Here is a 20,582-nt window from a genome sequence, read left to right as displayed (position 1 = left end):
TATTAAACAATGGGCAAAAGGTTGAGGTCAAGTAGTAATTGCCGCGGAATGTGTTCGAAGGGTTTCCCCCTTCCTGGAGATGATCATTGAAGACTCCTGCTACAGGAAGGGGAGAGAATATTGGGAGCTACTTTTTTGATGCCCTTTTTCGTTCGAGTTCTGTCAGGAACCTCTTGCGGATTCGGATTGATTTTGGCGTCACCTCAAGCAATTCGTCATCAGAGAGGAAGGCAATGGAGATCTCAAGTTCCATCTTTCTCGGCGGCGTCAGGGTCAAGGCCTCATCCGCACCAGAGGAGCGCATATTGGTCAGATTCTTCTTCTTGCAGGCGTTGACCACCAGGTCGCTGCCACGGGAATGCTCGCCGATCACCATCCCCTCATAAACCTTTTCCCCGTGGCTGATGAACAATGTGCCTCTTGGTTGGAGATTATACAGGGAGAAGGTCACCGCCTGCCCTTTTTCCATTGCGATCAGGGCACCCTTGGTCCGGGCCGGGATCTCTCCCTTATAGGGCCGATAAGACGAAAAATTGTAATTCATGATCCCGGTTCCCCGGCTCACCGTCAAAAATTCAGAGCGGTAGCCCACCAGGCCCCGCGAGGGGATCTCAAATTCAAGGCGCGTATTGCCACCATGAGAGCTTCCCATGTTTTGAAGCTCTCCTTTACGTCTCCCCAGGCCTTCCATCACGGCCCCGACGTAGGCATCTTCCAGGTCTAAGGTCAGGTGTTCAAAGGGTTCATGTTTTTTTCCATCGATCATTTTAAAAATGACGGTGGGTCGGGAAACGGCAAACTCATAGCCTTCACGGCGCATGGTTTCGATCAGGATGGAGAGGTGAAGCTCTCCCCGACCGGAAACCTTGAAGGCATCGGTGCTGTCCGTCTCTTCCACCTTGAGCGCAACATTGGAGCGGAGTTCCCGAAAGAGTCGATCTCTCAGATTTCGGCTTGTAACATATTTCCCATCTAAACCCGCAAAGGGAGAGGTGTTCACCATAAAATTCATTGAAATCGTCGGCTCGCCGATTTCAATAGCAGGAAGGGCATCGGGGGTTTCCGGATCGCAAAGCGTCTCTCCAATCTGGGCGTCGTCCATCCCGGCAATCCCGATGATGTCTCCGGCTTTTGCATTCTTGAGTTCGACGTTCTTCAGACCTTCATACCCGATCAGGCGTGTTGCCTTCCCCTTGATCATCTTTCCATTCTTCTGGATCAGGACAATCTGCTCTCCGAGTTGTATCTTGCCCCGGTCGATTCGGCCCAGGCAGATCCGACCAATAAAATTGTCGTACTCGAGAGATGAAATGAGCATCTGAAAAGGCGCTTCATCGTCTCCGGAAGGCGGATTCACTTTTTTCAGGATTGTCTCAAACAGGGGGGAAAGATCGCTTTCGGGATCTTCCAATTGCAGTTTTGAAATCCCCGTCTTGGCAGAGGTATAAACAATCGGAAAATCAAGCTGATCGCCCTCCTCATCCAATTCCAGAAAAAGATCGGTCACCAGATCTGCCACCACGGCTGCCCGGGCATCCGGCCTGTCTATTTTATTGATGACAACGATGGGGTTTAAATGAAGCTCCAGGGCTTTTTTAAGGACAAACTTTGTCTGAGGCATCGGACCTTCAAAGGCATCGACCAGGAGAAGAACACCATCAACCATCTTCAGGGTTCTCTCGACTTCTCCGGAAAAATCGGCATGACCAGGGGTATCAACAATATTTATTTTATAGTCTTTATAGTGAATGGACGTATTTTTCGCGAGGATGGTGATCCCCCGTTCCCGTTCCAGATCGTTCGAGTCCATGACGCGGTCCAGGGCGTCCCCGCGTGCGTGAACAGCCCCGCCCTGTTGCAGCATCTTATCCACCAGGGTTGTTTTCCCATGGTCAACATGGGCAATAATGGCAATATTCCGAATATCTTCTCTTAGTTTCTTCTGCGCTTCTGTCGTCATGATAATTTTCCGTTTCTATCCTTTTTTTTCAAAGATTTCTGGAACTTAAGGGATCTCTTTTCTCAAAAAAAAACCCCAATCAGGTATGGGGTGACTTTTACAATAAAAACCAACCGGCGTAAATACTCACGCTAACTATAACAATCGCCACCCCCCCTCGTCAACTGTCAGAATGTTACGCTTACCCTTGACTAGAATTGACTTTTTTTCATTACCCATTATTATGTATGATTGAGAAATCGATGGCATTAAGTTCTACAGTGAAAAATTCCTGGCTTTTAATAAAGGGGGGTAATAATGGCTGAACCAACTGTTCCACAGAAGATGCCTTATGTTCAGGAAATGGAACCGGGCACGTATCATTGGTGTCGCTGCGGTCGCTCAAATGCGCAGCCCTTCTGCGACGGATCGCACAGCGGGACGGATTTTACGCCCCTGGAGGTAAGAATAGACATAAAGAAAAGGGTCGCGTGGTGCGGATGCAAGCACTCCGGAACCCAGCCCTTTTGCGACGGATCACACAGCAAGTTGTAAAACGGAAGGGCAGGGCTATAATATTGCCCTGCCCTTGTTGTTCCGACTCGCACACTTTCCGCAGGATTGCATATCCGGCGATGTGATGAAATTCCGATCATTGTGTAATAGACTGAGGTTGGCCTCAATGGCCATCTCGGAAATGATGCAATCCGTTTACAAATCTGTAATCTGGAAGCCGCTGTAGGCCTCCATGCCATGCTCGGAGAAATCGAGCCCCCGACGCTCTTCTTCCTCGGTAACCCTTATCCCCATCGTCTTTTTAATCACAAAGAAGATACCGTAAGCTGCGGCAAAACAAGTGGCCCCGTAGGCCACAACACCGATCAACTGCACGACGAGGCTATGCTCTGGATTCGTGCTGAAAATGCCGACGGCCAGAGTCCCCCATATTCCGCAAACCAGGTGGACCGAGAGCGCACCCACCGGATCATCAATCTTGATTTTGTCAAAAAACATCACGGAATAAACCACCATAACACCCGATACGGCCCCGATGATAATGGAAGAAGTCACGGAAACGGTATCAGCACTTGCCGTTATCCCGACCAGGCCTGCAAGACTTCCATTTAAAATCATCGTTAAATCAGGTTTCTTCTGAACCACCCATGAGGTCAACATTGCGGCAATCACGCCGGCCGCCGCAGACAAGGAGGTCGTGACAAAAACAAGAGAAACCAGGCCCGGGTCTGCTGACAAGACCGAGCCGCCGTTAAAACCAAACCAACCCAGCCAGAGAAGGAAAACACCAATCGTTGCCAATGGAAGATTGTGTCCCAGAATCGGCTTGATCTGCCCATTGACATATTTTCCGAATCGCGGTCCCAGAATCAATACCCCGGCCAATGCCGCCCATCCGCCAACACCGTGAACCAGGGTCGAACCGGCAAAATCGTAAAACCCCATTTTATCCAGCCAACCGCCTCCCCACTTCCATGACCCCACGATCGGATAAACGAAGGCCACATAAATAGTGGAAAAGATCAGAAAGCTGCTCAGCTTAACCCGTTCCGCAACCGCTCCAGAGACAATGGTAGCCGCTGTTGCGGCAAACATCGCCTGAAAAATGAAGTCCGTATGGTAAGTGTAGGCCCCATCCGCATAGCCAATTAAACCGGCATCGCCGGGAGGCAGACTGATACCTATCCCGGCCAATCCGATAAATCCATTAAAATCACCCGGATACATGAGGCCAAAACCAATTAGCGCATAGGTCAGCAAACCGATGGCGACAATGGCGGTATTCTTGAATAAGATGTTCGTCGTATTCTTGGCGCGCGTTAACCCCGCTTCAAGCGTCGCGAATCCAAGATGCATGATAAACACAAGGAAAGTCGCCACCAACATCCAGGTATTGTTGACGGTAAACATCTCCTGAGAGACACCCGCGGCCCCCGCTCCCGAAACATTAAAGAGAAGAAAGAAAAGAAGAACGAGTGAAAAAAAGAAAACAAGGGTAAATTTGTCATATCCTTTCAACATGGGCCTGAAACCTCCATTAAGATACGCTTTGCCTCCTCACCAAGATATCCTCGAGCTAAGCAAATATCACGGAATTTCCTTGCAACATTTTCCAGGAGTATACGCCATCACATCATTTTTTCAATGGAAAATTTTCAACCCCATGTGAAAGAATGGGACATTTTCCCCCTTAAAAACAATCCATGACTTATTTAGAGCTTCCTTGATATACTCCAACCATGTCTTTTAATCTCAAACAATTAACGGATTTAATCGGTCCGGAAAAGGTCTTGTCCGACCCCCCCGCGATTACGGCTTATGCCATTGATGCCAGCATCTACAAGGTCACGCCGAAGGCAATTGTCCTGATTACATGCCAGGCCGATATGGAATCAGCCTTGCGTTATGCCCGGAAAAATCAGGTCCCGCTGACGGCCCGAAGCGGGGGAACCAACCTGACCGGGAACGCAGTGGGAGAGGGGCTCATCTTGGAGTTTTCCCGCCTGAACCGAATTCTGGAGATCAATGATCGGGAACAATGGGCCCGTGTACAACCCGGGATCACCTACGCTGAATTGAACCGTCGCCTTTCTCTTCAGGACTTGATGTTTGCCCCTGACCCTTCCAGCGGCGAGATGTGCAAGTTGGGAGGGATGCTTGGAAACAATGCCGCCGGTCCACACTCACTTAAATACGGGGCGACAAAAGACAATGTTCTTGAGATGGAAGTCCTCCTTTCTAATGGGAACTGGATTACAGCGAAGGAGTATCGCCTCGATGATCCTCTCTTCCAGAAACTGCTTTCGGACAATCCCCCTCTGAAAGCACTGGTCGACCTGATCGGCTCTCACCATGAGCTGATTCTCTCAAAAAAACGCAAGGTCTCAAAAAATTCGAGCGGGTACAATCTCTTTGCCCTGGCAGAGAGCTTGGAACAGGGCCGATTTCCATTACATCAGCTTTTCATCGGAAGTGAAGGGACACTGGGCCTGGTGCGGGAGGCGAAAATCAAGCTCGTCCCCCGTCCACCTGAAGTCGCCACGGCCCTGGTCTATTTTAGATTCTTGTCTGATCTTGGTAAGGCGGTCAAAACCATTCTAAGCCTTTCCCCCAGCGCCCTGGAGATGATGGACGCCGCCACACTCGACCTGATCGGTCGCGAGACCCATGACATCCCTCATCAGGCAGAGGCCATGCTTCTCATCGAGTTTGATGAGTCGGTTCGGGAAAAAATGGAGGCCCTTCTCGCCTCTCTTGAAAAAACGCCCGTGTGCGCCACGCCGACCCTGGCCTTCGACCCGGAGAAACAGGCCGCACTCTGGAAGGTGCGTAAGGCGATCAATCCAATCCTCTATATGCACGACGCGAAGAAAAAACCCATCCACTTTGTCGATGATGTTGTTGTTCCGGCAGATCGGATTCCGGAGTTGATCCCTTACCTTGAGGCCCAATTCTCAAAGAGAGGGGTGAAGGTTGCGATCTATGGTCATATCGGAGATGGCAATGCCCATATCAACCCCTTGTTGGATTTGAATGATCCGGACGACTTTGAAAAAATGACCGACCTCTATCATGAGATCCATCAGGTGGTGATCAATCGCTTTGAGGGTTCTCTCTGCGGCGAGCATGGGGATGGTCGGGTCCGAGCCGAGTTACTGGAAGGCCTTTACGGGCCGGAGATCTATGCCCTTTTCAAGGAGGTGAAGCGCCTGTTCGATCCGGAGAACCTCCTCAATCCGGGAGTGAAGATCTCGGATCATGCCTTTACAGATCAAATCGACTACGAACGTTATACCAAACCCTGCGCCACCTGCGGAAAGTGCAACGCCGTCTGTCCCGTCTATGATGTGGTCGGTGAAGAGTCAAATGCCGCGCGGGGCTGGTTTCATATTTTGACCGATCCGGACTATTCTTATGAAAAATCCGCCCGCGTCGTGGAGGCCTGCATCAATTGCAAATCGTGTCGAACCGTCTGTCCCGCCGGGATCGATGTCTCCGCGCTGATTCTGAAAAAGAGGGAGGAGCATCCGAACAAGACGGCCGGGGCCCTCTTTGCCTTCCAGTCCAGACGCGCCCTTTTTGAATCCTTCCTGAAGGTCGCTGCCTGGACACAGCCGATCTGGGACACGCAGCCCGTCCGCCTCCTGATCGAATATCTCACCCTCCACTGGGTGAGAGGTCTGGCGCCGACAGCCCGAATCCCGTCTGACATGGTTCTTCCCCGGCTGGCCAAACAGCATCTGCGGGAGAGATATTCCGAGCTCACCAAGCGAAGCGGATCGCAAAGTTCAACCGCCTATTTCCATGGATGTGCGGCCAATTACATTGATGACGGGGTGGGGGATGCGGTGATTGACCTATTGAAAAAGAACGGCGTCGATCCGGCCCTTCCTCCCCAGCGCTGTTCCGGGACACCGATACAGACCTACGGCGTGATTAATCGTGTTCGGGAGGACGCCCGGTTCAACATGGATTCGATGGAAAGCTTTGAAAGGGTCATTACCGGCTGCGCCTCCTGCACCTTCATGCTCAAGGACTATGCGACGATCTTCCCGGAAGGGGAATATCACCAGAAGGCCCTAGGCCTGGCCGAAAAGGTCTTCCACATCTCAGAGTTCATGGCCGACCGGCCTCCGGAAAAGTCTCTATTAAAGGGGAATGATCTGCCAAAGAAAAGACGCGTGACCTACCATTCCTCCTGCCATCTCCGGGCGGCAGGAGTCAATGACGCGCCCCGCCGTCTCCTGCGCCAAGACCCTTCCCTGGAGTTTGTCGAGATGCCGGATGCCGATCGATGTGCCGGAGGTGCAGGGACATTCTGCATCAAAAATCCGAAGCAGTCCGCGGAAATATTTGAGAGAAAACGGCGGGGGATTGCGGCCAGCGGCGCAGAGGTTGTGGTGACCTCGTGTCCCGCCTGTATGATTCAACTTAAAAATGGATTAAAGGGAGGGGTGGATGTCAAACACATCGCCCAGGTCCTCAACGAAGAATAAAGAATCCGGGGAGCATAGTCATGACGAGACCCGGAACATCCTAATCTATGACGCCGGGTGCCGACTCTGCGTCCGTTCTAAAGGGATACTTGAAAGGTGGGACCGGACCCACCGGATCAAGTTTCTCCCTTTCCAATCGGAAGAAGCAAGGGCGATTGTTCCAAATTTTGCGGGACGGAGCGACATCGACGCCATGCGCTTTGTCGAAGCGGACCACCCCGTTTCCATCGGGATAGACGCCTTTCGACGAATGCTTCCGCTGCTTCCCCTTGGACGGGTCTTTTCGATCTTGTTTTATCTCCCCGGTTTTCCATGGCTCGCCGGGACGATTTACCGTATCGTTGCAAAAAATCGCATCCGCTGGTTTGGAAGCTGTGAATACAAATAGCATCGCTGACGATTACCGTACAAGCCCTTGTTCGAAATCTTGATCGGCCTTTTCATAGCGCTCCAAAACCCCGATATCATTCCAGTATCCGTCCATAAGATAACCCGCTATAAGCTCGTCCTGGCGAAGCATCTCAACATATGCGTCTATAATGGAATAAAACTTCCCGGAGGGGATATAATCAAAAACCCGCGATTCTATGACATGAATCCCGGTAAACATCAGGCGGCGCATGCTGCCTTTCTCTTTTGATCGAACCTTTCCCGAGTCCTTTCCCCGGACCTTTCCAAGAATATCCCGTATTTGATCTTGTGGATCAAGCGCAATCACGCCATATGTGTTTACCTGCGCTTCCTCTCGAAGAACCAGAGTTGCGCACCCTCCCCTCTTTTGATGAAAAGAAACCAGCTTCCCAAGATCCAGACGGACCAGGATATCGGCATTCATCACAATAAACGGTCCGGCTCCCAGGGCGGACTGAATTTTCTTAATCCCTCCGCCCGTCCCCAATATTTCCGGCTCTTGTGAGTAGGTGATCTTCATCCCAAAACGATCCCCGTTTCCCACCCTCTCAATAATTTTATCTCCGTGATAGTGGACATTAATAATAATATCCGTGATCCCATGGTTCTTCAATAACTCAAGATGGTGAAAGATCAAGGGCTGTCCCCCTATAGGCAAGAGAGGTTTTGGAAGGTCATTGGTGAGGGGGCGAAGACGTGTGCCCAAACCGGCCGCCAGGATCATCGCTTTCATTACTACTGAAACTCCTCAACATAAGGAAGAAGAAGGCGGTGAAGGGGAAAAAGTTTTGCGTATTTAAGAAGGTTTCGTTTGACCTTTGCAAGTGTCGGAGGAACATGGGAAAGATACTGGCTTTTATGCTTCACTTGGTCGAAATAGACAAAGCGTCCTGCCGCCTTCAGGTTCCGCTGAATACTGACCAGATCAAAAAGCTCGCGGAATGTCTCCAGTTCGATCACCGTCTTTGTGCGTTGCTCCGATTTCTCAATATAATAAAGAATCAATTCATCAACAAGCGCTTCGGGAAGATCAATATAAGAATCACGAAGGAGGGAGGCCAGATCATAGTGGGGAGGACCCATGAGCGCATCCTGAAAATCAATCAGGCGGACCCGCTTGCCACCCAGACCGGATTGAATCATTAGGTTTCGGCTATGGTAATCCCGGTGGGTGTATACAGCAGGAATGTTCGCGAGGCGGCAAGCGATCTCTAAAAATCCGGCCCGGATCGCCTCTTTCTCCTTTTTTGGCAAGACGATCCCTTTGCGCTTTTCGACGCCATACTCGATAAAATGATCAAACTCCCAGAGAAAAAGCGCCTGATCGTACTGGCGAAGGTGGGCGAAGCTGGGCGAGTTCGGGACAGGGCTGGCCTCAACCTGGAGTGTAATCAATACATCAATCGCCTTTTGGTAGTAATTCAGGAGAAGAGGCCTGTTTTGAAGCTGTCCTTCGATTTCCTGTGCCAGAGTCACATCACCCAGGTCTTCCAGAAGGAGCCATCCTTCTGGAAGATTCGAATCAATGATTTCAGGAACAGGTAGTTTGCAGGCAAGAAGGTGTTTCTGAATGTTGATAAAAGGGATCTCTTCTATGGGTGGGGCTTCCCCGCTGCCTGCTTCTTCCGAAGCCTTAAAGGCTTCGGGGTCGGCCAATACCATCACGACGAACGAGTGAAAGGAGTTGTTCTCTCTCCAGGAAAGACGACAGTAGGACCGGTTCGAGGCATCTCCGGCCAGTGGTTCCAGAGTGACCTCTTTCGCCGGAATATGTAGACGCTGATTCAGCACCTTCTTTAAGGTTTCCCGCAGCTTTTCCAGATCAATCATAAATTCCGCTCGCTGAGGTCAGCCGCTTCAATGCCTCGACATACCTCTCGCTTGTTTGCTGGACCACCTTCTCCGGCAGGTGAGGTGGCGGCGGCGTTCCATTCCAGTCGATCGAGAGGAGATAGTCTCTGACAAATTGCTTGTCAAAGCTCGCCTGGCCTTTCCCTGGTGCGTACGATGACTGCGGCCAAAAACGAGACGAGTCCGGTGTCAGAAGCTCATCGATCAGAATGAGATTCCGGGTCTTTGGATCAAGGCCGAATTCCATTTTAGTATCTGCGATGATCAGTCCGCAGGCCTCGGCCTTTTTAGCCGCCGCCTTATAGATCTGGAGACTGCGGGTCCGGACCTCCTCCGCTACAGGCGCGCCGATTAAGCCTTTCATTTCTTCAAAGGAGATATTCATGTCATGGCTTCCCACCGCGGCCTTGGTGGAGGGCGTAAAGATCGGCTCTGGAAGTCGGGCGGATTCCAGAAGGCCCGCTGGCAGCTTGACTCCCGAGACCGAGCCCTTCTGAAGATACTCTTTCCATCCTGAACCGGAGAGATATCCTCGGACGATGCACTCCACCGGCAGCGGCTCGGCCTTTTGGACAATCATGCTCCGCCCTTCCAACAGCTGCCGGTAGGGAGCGCATTTTTCCGGATAGCGATCGGAATCGGCCGTTAAGACATGGTGAGAAACAGGATGATCCCACTTTGTTAACCAGTCGAACCAGTAAAGAGAAAGCTGGGTGAGAACGTTGCCCTTTCCAGGAATTCCTTCCGGCAGAATAACATCAAAGGCAGAAATCCGGTCGGTCGCGACAAAGAGGAGCGAATCTCCCAAATCATAGATATCCCGAACCTTTCCCCTGACCGCTTGACCAAGCTCAGGGAGATGACTTTCAAGGAGGACTTCTTTTATCTCCATTTATTTCTCCAGTTCAGGTACCGACTCTTCCCAATATCGCTCATAAGGAAGCCCCGAATAAAAAACCCCAACCTCAGAAGGTTGGGGTAGATGGAGCGGGAGACGGGATTTGAACCCGCGACCAAGAGCTTGGGAAGCTCCTACGCTACCACTGCGCCACTCCCGCATACGGATCATTAATCTTTATTTTTATTCAGGTAGTGATGATTACTCTTCTGTGCTCTCACCCTTAGAGACACCTGTAGATTGCCCTTTTGAGCACGGTCGGGTAATACTATACGTCCCTATATTTAATGTCAAGATTGCCTCCATTCTGGTAGTTCATGACCAAGAACTCCTTTTCTTTTTTCTTTTTCTGAGCTCCAGACTCATCACAGGTAATTGCTCCTTTAAAAGGGTTTTATCCACAAGACGGTTGGTTTATAATGTCCGGAAAACGTCTCTACCAAAAATCCTTCAATAAGAACCAGTCCCCACTGCCATGGAGGGCGTAATCCCCTGGCGGGGATAATTGGCTCAAGCAGCCGGAGTATCCCCTGACTGGATTCTCATAGGGGATGCTTCCAAAGGCACTTCCAATGGTGGGGTTGAACGACGGAGGAGAATAAAGGTGTTTACGAAAGAAGAGCGATGCCTTTTCACTGCCTTTGAAAAATCCGATCGACGAGCCAAAGAAGACGCCATTTTTCATTTAAAACGGTACAAAGCAGAACCGTAAAGTTACGGTAGAGAGAAATACAATGAAAAAGCCCCTCCACATTTTCTTGGTATTATTAATTGCCATTCTTGGTTCAGTCAATTTAACCCGAGCCGGTTCTCAAAAAATATCACAGGGAGTCTTCTATGGATGCTCGGACCGAAATTATTGGGATAAGATAGAAAGCTATCTCATACAAGAAGATCGAGAGGCATTCGAAAAAGCGCTAAGGGCTGGAATGATAAAAGAGACTTGCGTTTGGCTGGAAACCGGCGAGGAGGTTTTCGTTGTGTTTAGGACTTCTGGCTTGATAAAGGTTCGCCGACAAGGGTAAACAAATGAGTACTGGACACACATGGAAGCTGTTAAATAACGTCGGGGTTCTTCCAAAGGCACTTCCAATCACGGTGTTGAACGACGGAAGCGAATAGAGGTGTTTACCAAAGAAATCAATTGACGGTTTTTCGATTTAGAAAGGAGGACCAAAATGTCCATTTTTACCCGACCACGTCATCCAGAAAATAGTCCTAAATAAGGCCTATCTCTTTATTTTTTATAGGTTTCCAGTAGATGAAAAAGGAAGGAACAAGGAGAGAATTCCGCTCAATTAAGCGTATACCCTCGGGTGCAACTACGCTACCTCTGCGCTACTCCCGCCAAGTAAGATTTCGAAATATTTACACTTTCCCTTGATTGTATCAAGGCGGCATACTCCTCTCCTCTTTCCTGGATTGGGTCATGGATCAAACCTTTCATTAGGAAGGGCCTGTTCCGCTTGCGGCATGGTTTCCGGCGTGCTATCCTCCTATGAATTGATCGAATGACACTCTTCGGAATCGGTTATGATAGAACCCTTCATGGACAAAAACCCGCAATTTCCGACAAGCGTTTTCATCGAAAATTCGGCACATGTCATCGGAGATGTGGAGATCGGAGCATACAGTTCTATCTGGTTCGGCGCCGTGGTCCGGGGAGATGTCCATTATATCCGGATTGGCGAACGGACGAGTATTCAGGACCTTTCCGTCCTACATGTCACACGCTTGACGCACCCCCTTCTTGTCGGCAATGAAGTCACTGTTGGTCACCAGGTCACGCTTCATGGATGTACGGTGGAAGATCGCGTCCTGATCGGGATGGGTGCGATTCTCCTGGATGGGGCCGTCATCGGAGAGGGATCAATCATCGGAGCGGGGTCCGTTGTGACGGAAGGGATGAAGATCCCGCCCGGCTCATTGGCTTTTGGAGCACCTGCTCGAGTCAAACGGGAACTCACACCGGAAGAATCGGCCTTTCTCTCCAAATCCGCACAGAATTATGTCGATCTTTCGCAAATTTATCTGAAACAGGAAGACGCCGCAAACAAATAGACACCGCACTCAAACAAGGTATCAGGACTTCGTAAACTGCTGTGGAAACACATCGAACACGATCTCTGATACGGGAACAACATGAAGGCGTTTACACCGTTTACACTTCAATTCCAGCCCTTGTTGACAGAACCGGGCGATCAGGCTTCCGCAGAAACACCGAAAATCATGAGGATCAGGAGTTTTCTTTGTTGATGATTTCTCTATCGGCTCGTTATGTTTCATCTTAGGGCTCTGTCATCACTCGTACATGATATTGATAGTAGGTACCAATATCATGTACGAGAATACCTGATTGCGATTCTCTTGTCAAGCCCCTTCCTCTCGGCTCTCTCCGGTGAGAGAGCTCCCTTGTGCCTGTACTTGAATCTTGATAAAATCAAGGTCCATCCATGAGGTTGGTGTTGCCACAAGTGAGAGAAATTTATGACGAATCGGCCTCCCCCCCCAGGACCTAAGGCATCAGGAGGCTCTGGGGCCGGTGAAACTGTGGGAGAGGCCTGTTTCCCCGTAGCCTCGACTAATATGCGAACGCGGGCGATCCGGATCTGCTGGCTTGCCTTCCGGATTTCCCTCGACTATTTTCTCTATACAATCTCTTCCTTCTTTCTTTCCAGAGATCGCGGGAAGCGCTGGAAAGAGACCCTCCATAAGAAAAATGCGCTGAGATTGCAACAGACCGCCCTTTCATTAAAAGGGCTGCTGATCAAGGTTGGTCAGTTTATGAGCGCCAGAGTTGATCTTCTGCCGGAGTCCTATACCCAAACCCTCTCGCTTCTTCAGGATCAGGTCCCCCCAGCCCCCTTTCCAGAAATCAAGGCGCGATTTATTGAAGAGCTTGGGGCCTCCCCTTCGTCTATATTTCGGACCTTCAACGAAATCCCCATTGCCTCTGCATCGCTGGGGCAGGTCCATGAGGCGACCCTCAAACCTCTGCAGTCCGGATCCCAAGCGGTCGGGGCACGTGTGGCCGTAAAAATTCAATACCCTCAAATTGAATCCATCGTAGAGACCGATTTAAAAGCCATTCGATCGATTATCTGGGTGGTCCAAAAAATCTTCCCCAGGGTCCGATTTGATATTCTCTATAGCGAGTTTTCAAAGATTGTCCATCAAGAGTTGAACTATGTGGACGAGGCCCATCATGCCGAACAGTTTCGGAAAAATTTCGAGGGAGATGACCGCATCATTGTCCCGAAAGTGATTTGGCCCTTTACGACCAAACGGGTACTCACGCTTCAATTTGTAGAGGGGATCAAGATCAACCGGTTTGACAAAATAAGGGAAGCCGGAATCGATACAACTTCGGTGGCAACCCTCTTAGTGGAATCTTACATGAAACAAATCCTGCAACATCGGTTCTTTCACGGAGATCCGCATCCGGGAAATCTCTTTGTCCAGCCGGGTCCCCGCCTGGTCTTTGTGGATTTTGGCTTGATGCAGGCCATTCCTCCTTCAGTCCACCGGGGTATTGAGAAAATGATCATTGCCATCATCGACCGGGATATTTCAGGAATTACACACGCCCTCCTCGATCTCGGCTTCATTGCCCGGAGTGAAAAGATAGCAGATGTGGAAAATGTGGTCCGTTTTTTTATGGACCGTTACCGGGATATGTCCCCCCGATCGTTTAAAACCATTACCATCACCCAGGTTGCTCAGGATCTTGAAACCCTTTTTCAGGTTTACCCATCCCTTCAAATCCCAAATCATTTTATTCTCTTTGGAAGAACCGCAGGGATGCTCAACGGGCTCTGTTCACAACTCGATCCGAGCCTGAACATCATTGAACTGGCAAAACCCCATGCCAAAAAGTTTATCTCGCCTAGCGATTGGACGAGTGAGATTTTTTCCAGAGGGAGAGAGATTATTTCCTCTCTCCTTGAACTTCCGGTCGCATTGCGAACATTGGTCGACCTCTCCAATCGGGGACATTTCAAGACAGAAATGCACTCGGAGGATCTCACCCAAATTCTGTCAAAGATCTACCGACTCGCTTATCGGACAATCCTCACGGCCTTTATCGTCGCGATGACGCTTCTTCATCGAAATTTCATCCACGATTATCGCAGTCTGGAAGGGATCTTACTGGGGATATCAATTCTATTGTCGTCGCTGATTCTCTTTCTCTCATTCTTCAGGAGGAGGTGATCTTATGCTGCCATCAGATCAATCTATAAGGAGTCTATCTTGAATAAAAAATATCCCTCATCCGATCATACCCGTCATTCAATACAGGTGATATGCCTTGCCCTCCTTTTCTTTTCCTTCCTTACTGTCCTGGGGTGTACCCCGTCTTCCGATAAAACACTTGCCGAAGCAGAACACGCCTATGCGCAGGGGGATTATAATCGTGCCCTTGCCTTGAGCGATGGTCTCCTCCAGAAAGTACCCGACTCTTTTCCGGCCCATCGTATAAAAGCACTCTCTTATGTCGCCCAGGGATCAATCGAGACGGCGTTTAACGGCCTTGAGGGGGTTGAAACACGGTATCCTGCCATGGCCACACCACTTCTGAAAGAGATCGCGATCGGTATCATCAAGCTGTCGCTTTCTCACGAAAACTTATTTGTCCGGAGTGCCGCAATCAAGGCCGTTGGGGAAATGGGAGATCTGAAGTTGAGCGCTCTGATTATTCCGGGTCTGAAGGATTCGCAGACCTTCGTCCGATTCTTTGCAGTTGAATCCATCGGCCTTCTGGGCGGCCCGGATGCCTTAAAGCTCTTCATGGCGGCCGGGAACGATCCGGATGGAATGGTACGCGTCGGGGCCGTGAAGGCCATTGATGACATGGCGGAGGAGAACAACAAAAGCGGGAAGCAGGACGGCGCTGCACTGAATCAACTTCTCGCTACATTTACAGATGATGGCGATATTACCGTCCAGCTATTCTCGCTCGCTGCAATGGCAAAGTGGGGTGATCAAGAGGCCTCTCAAAATATGTTAAAGATCATCCGAGGGCTAACCTCCAATGAGAGATTCGCCGGAGCAGCCGCCCTCGGACGAAGTAAGAAGAGCGAGGCGGTACCACTTCTGGTCGATTTTATTACGGACCCTGAAGAATCGCTCCGGATGTACGCGGCTGAAGCGATGGGGGATATTGCCTCAGGTGATATCTATGATCCTTTGGTGAAAGCCCTGTCCGACCCGGCCTCTTCCGTCCGGGCCGCGGCAGCCACCTCCCTTGGAAAACTGGGGGACAAACGGGCCATTCCACACCTGTCAAAATTGCTCAAAGATACCGATGCCGTTACCCGGGTTTCCGTTGCCGAGGGACTTCATTATCTGGGTCAGGAGAGGTTCTCCATCTTCCGGGACGCCATGACAGAAGAAGACTACGCCATTCGCCATTTCACGATCGGCTCACTTCGGAGAACAGGGGGAGAAAAGGCACTCCGGCTATTGTCCATGGCGATGCAAGACACGGCGCCGCGAGTCCGGATCGCCACGATCCGGGCTCTGGGAGAAATTGGGGGAATTAACGTACTGCCACTCCTCAGAGAAGGCATGAAAGACCCCGATCTTGCTGTTCGGACTTATGCTGCAGGGAACGTCGGACGGCTCTTGAACAAGGCCTCGGGGGCATCATTAAAAAAGACGTCAACAGAATAAACAAACGAAGGTACGTAACGGTTCAGCTTGCCTAGGAGCCTGTTGGAGAAATAGGATCGTAACGAGGTGAATGGAAAATAGAGCCCATTTTTCAGGTGATTTGAGGCGAATAGCCCCGCTATTTAACAAGAATCACCTGAAAAATGGGCCTGTTTGCCATCACCGCAGTAGATTCTCATTTCTCCAACAGGCTCCTAGATAAGGCTTCAGGGCAAGGCGCGAGGAGCGCAGAACCGGAGCGTACATTCTGTACGTGAGGATTCGAGCACCACAGCAACGCAGCCATGGAGCCTTAGATAGGTGAGCTGGATCGTTACGTCATCCGGCTTCTGATAATTCTGTTCTCACATCTTTATATAGCGTCGTCCGGTTACGGCCTTCTTGTTTCGAGGCATACAGGGCACGGTCTGCAGAGGAAACTAAATCTTCCTGCCGCGTTGCATCTTCCGGTTGTCCGCTGACTCCAATGCTGACGGTCATTGTCATCTTCTGGCCTTTCCATAAGGCGGGGGTCGATTCCACGGCCTTTCTGATCCGTTCCGCCATCCGAAGGGCTCGCATTGTGTCTGTATTGACCAGGAGGACCACAAACTCTTCCCCACCATAACGGGCAACGATATCGACCTTCCGGACCAGCTTTGTCAAAATGTTTGAAACCTTTCTGATCACGGCATCCCCCGCCGGATGGCCGAAGGTATCATTGACTTTCTTAAAGTGATCGATGTCGATCATCAAAAGAGAACACGGCTCGGGATGGCGGTTTACACGGTCAAACATTTCTAAAAGACGGTCCTGGAAACCGCGAAAATTCAGAAGACCGGTCAGCTCATCTGTGACGGAAAGCCGCTCCATCTTTGCATGGGTCTTCGCCTCATTAATTGAGATGGAGACATAATTACACATAATTTTGAGGACGTGGCGGTTATACGTTGTGAATGCGTCCCCCTTCCTGGAAGAAAAAAGAACCACCCCGATCACCCCCTCCTCGGCTTCCATCGGAAGACCCAGAAAAGAATGGGAAGGAAGACGGATCTTGCACCCGTCCGGGAAAATTTTATTCTCTTTACGGCGGGAAAAAAGAGACGGTTCCATTCGGGCATACAACGTGTTTGAAAAGGCAAGTTCCTGACGATTTTTAACAATCAGAGTGAGCAAACCGTTCGTGAGCGGAAAAGAATGGCCTATAATCTCCGTATCATAACCATCAACGGCTTTGACCGCCATCCGGCGTTCTCCCTCTTCAACCAGAAAAATGAAGCAGGTATCAAAATCAATTATTTTTTTTGCAGATGCAATCGTTACCTTCAGACGATAGTCCAGATCCAGTTGCGACCCTACATTTTTTGTAAAGTCGAGCAAGGTCAAATGCTCCTTTGTCTGATCCTTCAAGCGCTGCTGCCCCCGGTAATATTGGAGAACACGGATGACCTCTTTTGCAATATGTTCTATTAATTTCTTGTCCCCTTCGGAAAAGGCATGGGCTTTCACACTATCAATACAGACGAGTCCTTCCAGCCTGTCTTGATCCATGATGGGGACAACGATAAGAGAACCGATGGGAACCGATCCGTCGTCGTAACTCAGGCGCTCTTTGTGATTTTGAAGATCCGAAATCGAGACGGTCTTCCCCGCCTTTGCAATCCAACCCAGAATACCCTCTCCAAGCCGAACCCCCTTGTCTCGATTGACCCCGATGTGGTCCTCTCTTCCCTGCGCCCCACAAACCCAAAGACGATCCTTTTCGGGATTGTAAAACATGATCACAGCCCGGGTAACCTCCGTACGGCTTGCCAGAACCACGGACAAGAGGTTCTGGAGATCCGCTTCCATTTGCTCTGCATATACGAAGGCTTCTTCCTGTTTTTTTTCCTCGAGTAGACGAGCCGCGCTTCCACTCTCATCAGAATCCAAGGGAAACTCCAATGAGGCAACACCATCCTGAATCCTTTGGTATTGTTCCTGAAGGACTTCTTTTTCCAACAGTTGTGATCGGAGGAAGAACCGCACAATCGGCGGGATCAGGGCGAGGATCATAAACGGTATCAACAAACCTATGGAGATCCCCTCTTCCGGCGGGACAAGGAGGAGAGGGGTCACTTCAAGAAATATGATTCCTGCAACGACAACCATATTTCGGGTAAAATCAATATGAAGCGCAGAGAGCAAAACGACAAGAATATAGGCGGAAAGAAAAGGGGAATGGATGCCGCCCGTTACCCCGGAAACAGCGTGGATCAAGAGAAGCACAAGCCCTGAGGCTTCGATGTCCATCAGCCCGGGAGAAGGTTTCCTCTTGATCCGCTCATAAACAAGTGGAAACGAAAGTGTGACAAAAATAAGCCACCAGAGAAACCGACCCGTTGTATAGATGCCGGTGGGGACCAAAATCCCGACAGCAGAAAAAAGAAACAGGATGGATAACGCAAGAACCCTCAAGCAAATCTCTCCAATGATTTTTTAAAAATGCAAAGAAAAGGATAATCCTCTTCTGGCTGATAGACAACCTGAACCAGTTCCCATTTTTCTTCTCCAAGAAAATTGAGCTGGTTCTCAATCTGGACTTCTGCCAGACGTGCTGTCTTATACTCCCATTTTCCCAAGGGATAAGGCCTCCAGGAATAAACTTTCTCCGGAATGACAAATTTCCATAAAGGCATTAGACATCAAGTTTAAAAAAGTTCTTGACCTGTCTTCTCCGGATGAGTTGCTTAAGTTGATCCACTTTGAGGCGCGCCGCCTCTTCTCCCCTCTGGATCGCCTCTTTGTACCGCCAGAAGTCTGACCAGTGAATGTCATCTATCTTGGGAGAGATTACAAGGTCCGCTTGCAATACCTGCAGTCTGGAGAGGGCTCGTCGTGTAATTTCACCCGACCTGAGAACGATATCGAGCCCACTGTTGAGACGATCTGAAGATTTTTTTTCTTCTGATATATCGACGGCAATGGTGAAATTCGCACCAAGTTGCCTTAAGGGTTCTACCGGAACCTGGTTGACCCAACCTCCATCGATTAACAATGAGCCCGCAAGTTTGATTGGAGGGAAAACACCCGGAATCGCGCAACTGGCCGCGACGCTCTCTCTCATCGGACCTTTGGTCAAGACCACTTCCTCCCCTCCGATGAGATCTGTTGCAACGGCCGCGAAAGGAATCACCGTGTCATCGATTTCTTTTTCATCCAGGAGCTGACTGAGTTGGTCAAGAAAATCCCCTTCGGGAATGAAGGAAGTGCGCTGCAGGGAAATTCCCCAGAATATTCCCTTTTGAAGATAAGACCGGATACTTGAAATAAAATCCGTTGTTTTTTTCTGCTCGTAGTGTTTTTTAATAAAAAATATTTTCGTGCGTCTAAACTGACTGCTTCTCAAAAACTTGATGACCCGGTCACGAACCGGATCCACATGCGGGTTCTGGGCATACATGGCGCCGATGATGGAACCAAAGCTCGTTCCCGCAATCAGGTGGAACGAAATCCCTTCTTCCTCAAGCACCTTCAACACACCAAGATGCGCGATCCCTTTTGCCCCGCCTCCGCCGAGCGCCAACCCAACTTTTACAAAAGGTGTCATTTTTTCCTATATGCCTACTCCCCTTCTTTCTTCTCTGCCACTGCCTCGGATCCTTTCTTCCGGGCTTTCGCCTCAATAGAAGCCGCACGTACAATCAGGCGTTTGCTTCTCCGCTGGACCCGCTTCAGCTTCTTCCTGAGTCCTCGTTCCTGCACCACGTCTTTAGATACATCTTCTTTTCCCAAGCTGAGCTTTAAAACCTTAATACGCTTCTCAAGTTTACTGACCACTGTCACTTTTTTTGCCGCCATTCTTCCCTCCGATAAAAATACGATACCATTCCGTTCACTTTTTCCGCCGGACCAGGTAAATCAAGCATTGAAAAATGCAACGGTTCTTGTCAAACCTTCTTGCAGCGATACCCGCGGCTCCCAATCAACCGCTTTATTAAGTTTCTGCCAATCGAGGACGCTGCGGACCTGTTCTCCCTTTTTTTCCGGTCCGTGAATTTCCTTCATCGTGGAAGCCGTTATGTCCAGGAGGTGTCGATACAGCTGGTTCTCCGAGGTTTCATGTCCCGTTCCCACATTAAAGGTCCCCGCAAGCTCGTTATTGATGACCGCCATGTTGGCATCGACCACATCGTCCACAAAAATATAATCGCGGGTCTGCATTCCATTGCCATTGATGACGACTTGTTCTTCTTTCAGCATCTTTTGCGTGAAAACAGCCACAACACCGGCCTCTCCGTGGGGACCCTGCCGAGGGCCATAGACATTACTGTACCTTAAAGTCGTATATTCCAGGCCGCTGGCCCTTCGATAGTAATACAGGTAATGCTCGCTCGACAGCTTACTCACCCCATAGGGAGTCAGCGGGTGGGTGGGATGGCCCTCCGGGGCGGGAAAGAGATCCTGTTCCCCGTAAACTACGCTGCCGGACGAGGCAAAGACAATCCGCTGGGTCCCATGCCGAATGGCTGTATCAAGGAGATTCAAGAGGCCAAGGATGTTCGTCTGCGCGTCAAACGCCGGATCATCCCCCGATCTTCGAACGTCCGTCTGGGCCGCGTGGTGGCTAATGATTTCAGGCTTCTCTTTCTGGAAGACCCGCTCAACCCGCCTCGCATTGAGGATATCAACTTTATAAAAGGATGCCTCTTTGTTAATATTGTTTTTCTTCCCGCTGGAAAGATTATCAACAACAACCACCTGATAGCCTTCCTGAATAAGGCGGTCCACCAAGTGGGAACCGATGAAGCCAGCACCACCGGTCACGAGTATCTTCATG

At 50.1% G+C, this 20,582-nt stretch carries 17 protein-coding genes and 1 tRNA gene; 6 read left to right on the top strand and 12 right to left on the bottom strand.

Features of this window, described 5'->3' with window-relative positions; genetic code table 11:
- Positions 1–127: 127 nt before the first annotated feature.
- Entirely contained in the window at positions 128–1,960 is a 1,833-nt protein-coding gene (typA, locus tag EYQ01_08370) for a translational GTPase TypA (GenBank protein HIE65807.1), read from the bottom strand.
- Positions 1,961–2,257: 297 nt separating this feature from the next.
- Between typA and EYQ01_08365 the strand changes: the two genes are divergently transcribed.
- A complete protein-coding gene (locus EYQ01_08365) occupies positions 2,258–2,494 on the top strand; it encodes a CDGSH iron-sulfur domain-containing protein (protein HIE65806.1) in 237 nt (78 codons plus the stop codon).
- Between the two features lie 156 nt (positions 2,495–2,650).
- Here the strand turns inward: EYQ01_08365 and amt are convergent, their stop codons facing one another.
- A complete protein-coding gene (gene amt / locus EYQ01_08360; GenBank protein HIE65805.1) occupies positions 2,651–3,865 on the bottom strand; it encodes an ammonium transporter in 1,215 nt (404 codons plus the stop codon).
- Positions 3,866–4,194: 329 nt separating this feature from the next.
- On the opposite strand from amt, the gene EYQ01_08355 reads away from it, so the two are divergent.
- On the top strand, positions 4,195–6,951 hold the full coding sequence (locus tag EYQ01_08355) for an FAD-binding oxidoreductase (protein HIE65804.1): 2,757 nt from the start codon (positions 4,195–4,197) through the stop codon (positions 6,949–6,951).
- Complete coding sequence (locus EYQ01_08350; protein ID HIE65803.1) at positions 6,914–7,339, top strand: DUF393 domain-containing protein; 426 nt, start codon at positions 6,914–6,916, stop codon at positions 7,337–7,339. The genes EYQ01_08355 and EYQ01_08350 overlap by 38 nt, the downstream gene beginning before the upstream one ends.
- Positions 7,340–7,351: 12 nt before the next feature.
- On the opposite strand, the gene EYQ01_08345 is transcribed toward EYQ01_08350, so the two are convergent.
- The 4 genes from EYQ01_08345 to EYQ01_08330 form a co-directional block, all read right to left on the bottom strand.
- A complete protein-coding gene (locus tag EYQ01_08345) occupies positions 7,352–8,095 on the bottom strand; it encodes a nucleotidyltransferase family protein (GenBank protein HIE65802.1) in 744 nt (247 codons plus the stop codon).
- 2 nt (positions 8,096–8,097) lie between these two features.
- Positions 8,098–9,192: a hypothetical protein gene (locus EYQ01_08340; protein ID HIE65801.1), complete on the bottom strand. Its 1,095-nt coding sequence runs from the start codon at positions 9,190–9,192 to the stop codon at positions 8,098–8,100.
- A complete protein-coding gene (locus EYQ01_08335; protein ID HIE65800.1) occupies positions 9,185–10,099 on the bottom strand; it encodes a phosphoribosylaminoimidazolesuccinocarboxamide synthase in 915 nt (304 codons plus the stop codon). Before EYQ01_08335 ends, EYQ01_08340 begins: the two co-directional genes overlap by 8 nt.
- Positions 10,100–10,196: 97 nt before the next feature.
- Positions 10,197–10,271, bottom strand: a tRNA-Gly gene (locus tag EYQ01_08330).
- Positions 10,272–11,644: 1,373 nt separating this feature from the next.
- Here EYQ01_08330 and EYQ01_08325 point away from each other — a divergent pair.
- Entirely contained in the window at positions 11,645–12,172 is a 528-nt protein-coding gene (locus tag EYQ01_08325; GenBank protein ID HIE65799.1) for a gamma carbonic anhydrase family protein, read from the top strand.
- Between the two features lie 21 nt (positions 12,173–12,193).
- Here EYQ01_08325 and EYQ01_08320 read toward each other — a convergent pair whose 3' ends face one another.
- On the bottom strand, positions 12,194–12,397 hold the full coding sequence (locus tag EYQ01_08320) for a hypothetical protein (GenBank protein HIE65798.1): 204 nt from the start codon (positions 12,395–12,397) through the stop codon (positions 12,194–12,196).
- 201 nt (positions 12,398–12,598) lie between these two features.
- On the opposite strand from EYQ01_08320, the gene EYQ01_08315 reads away from it, so the two are divergent.
- Both EYQ01_08315 and EYQ01_08310 read left to right on the top strand, forming a co-directional pair.
- Positions 12,599–14,323, top strand: coding sequence for an AarF/ABC1/UbiB kinase family protein (locus EYQ01_08315; GenBank protein ID HIE65797.1), 1,725 nt, complete (start codon positions 12,599–12,601; stop codon positions 14,321–14,323).
- Between the two features lie 39 nt (positions 14,324–14,362).
- Positions 14,363–15,784: a HEAT repeat domain-containing protein gene (locus EYQ01_08310; GenBank protein HIE65796.1), complete on the top strand. Its 1,422-nt coding sequence runs from the start codon at positions 14,363–14,365 to the stop codon at positions 15,782–15,784.
- Positions 15,785–16,102: 318 nt separating this feature from the next.
- Here the strand turns inward: EYQ01_08310 and EYQ01_08305 are convergent, their stop codons facing one another.
- Genes EYQ01_08305 through EYQ01_08285 form a run of 5 tightly spaced genes read right to left on the bottom strand, consistent with a single transcriptional unit; the run spans position 16,103 to position 20,581 of the window.
- On the bottom strand, positions 16,103–18,220 hold the full coding sequence (locus EYQ01_08305; GenBank protein ID HIE65795.1) for a diguanylate cyclase: 2,118 nt from the start codon (positions 18,218–18,220) through the stop codon (positions 16,103–16,105).
- A complete protein-coding gene (locus EYQ01_08300) occupies positions 18,217–18,441 on the bottom strand; it encodes a hypothetical protein (protein ID HIE65794.1) in 225 nt (74 codons plus the stop codon). The genes EYQ01_08305 and EYQ01_08300 overlap by 4 nt, the downstream gene beginning before the upstream one ends.
- A complete protein-coding gene (locus tag EYQ01_08295) occupies positions 18,441–19,352 on the bottom strand; it encodes a hypothetical protein (protein HIE65793.1) in 912 nt (303 codons plus the stop codon). Before EYQ01_08295 ends, EYQ01_08300 begins: the two co-directional genes overlap by 1 nt.
- A gap of 14 nt (positions 19,353–19,366) precedes the next feature.
- Positions 19,367–19,603 carry a hypothetical protein gene (locus EYQ01_08290; GenBank protein HIE65792.1) on the bottom strand — a complete coding sequence of 79 codons (237 nt, stop codon included), beginning with the start codon at positions 19,601–19,603 and terminating at the stop codon, positions 19,367–19,369.
- A gap of 60 nt (positions 19,604–19,663) precedes the next feature.
- Positions 19,664–20,581 carry an NAD-dependent epimerase/dehydratase family protein gene (locus tag EYQ01_08285; GenBank protein ID HIE65791.1) on the bottom strand — a complete coding sequence of 306 codons (918 nt, stop codon included), beginning with the start codon at positions 20,579–20,581 and terminating at the stop codon, positions 19,664–19,666.
- Position 20,582 lies beyond the last annotated feature (1 nt).

It is taken from the genome of Candidatus Manganitrophaceae bacterium (assembly GCA_012960925.1).
In the GTDB taxonomy this organism is placed as follows: Bacteria; Nitrospirota; Nitrospiria; order SBBL01; family JAADHI01; genus DUAG01.
This window is presented reverse-complemented; position numbering and strand designations above follow the sequence as displayed.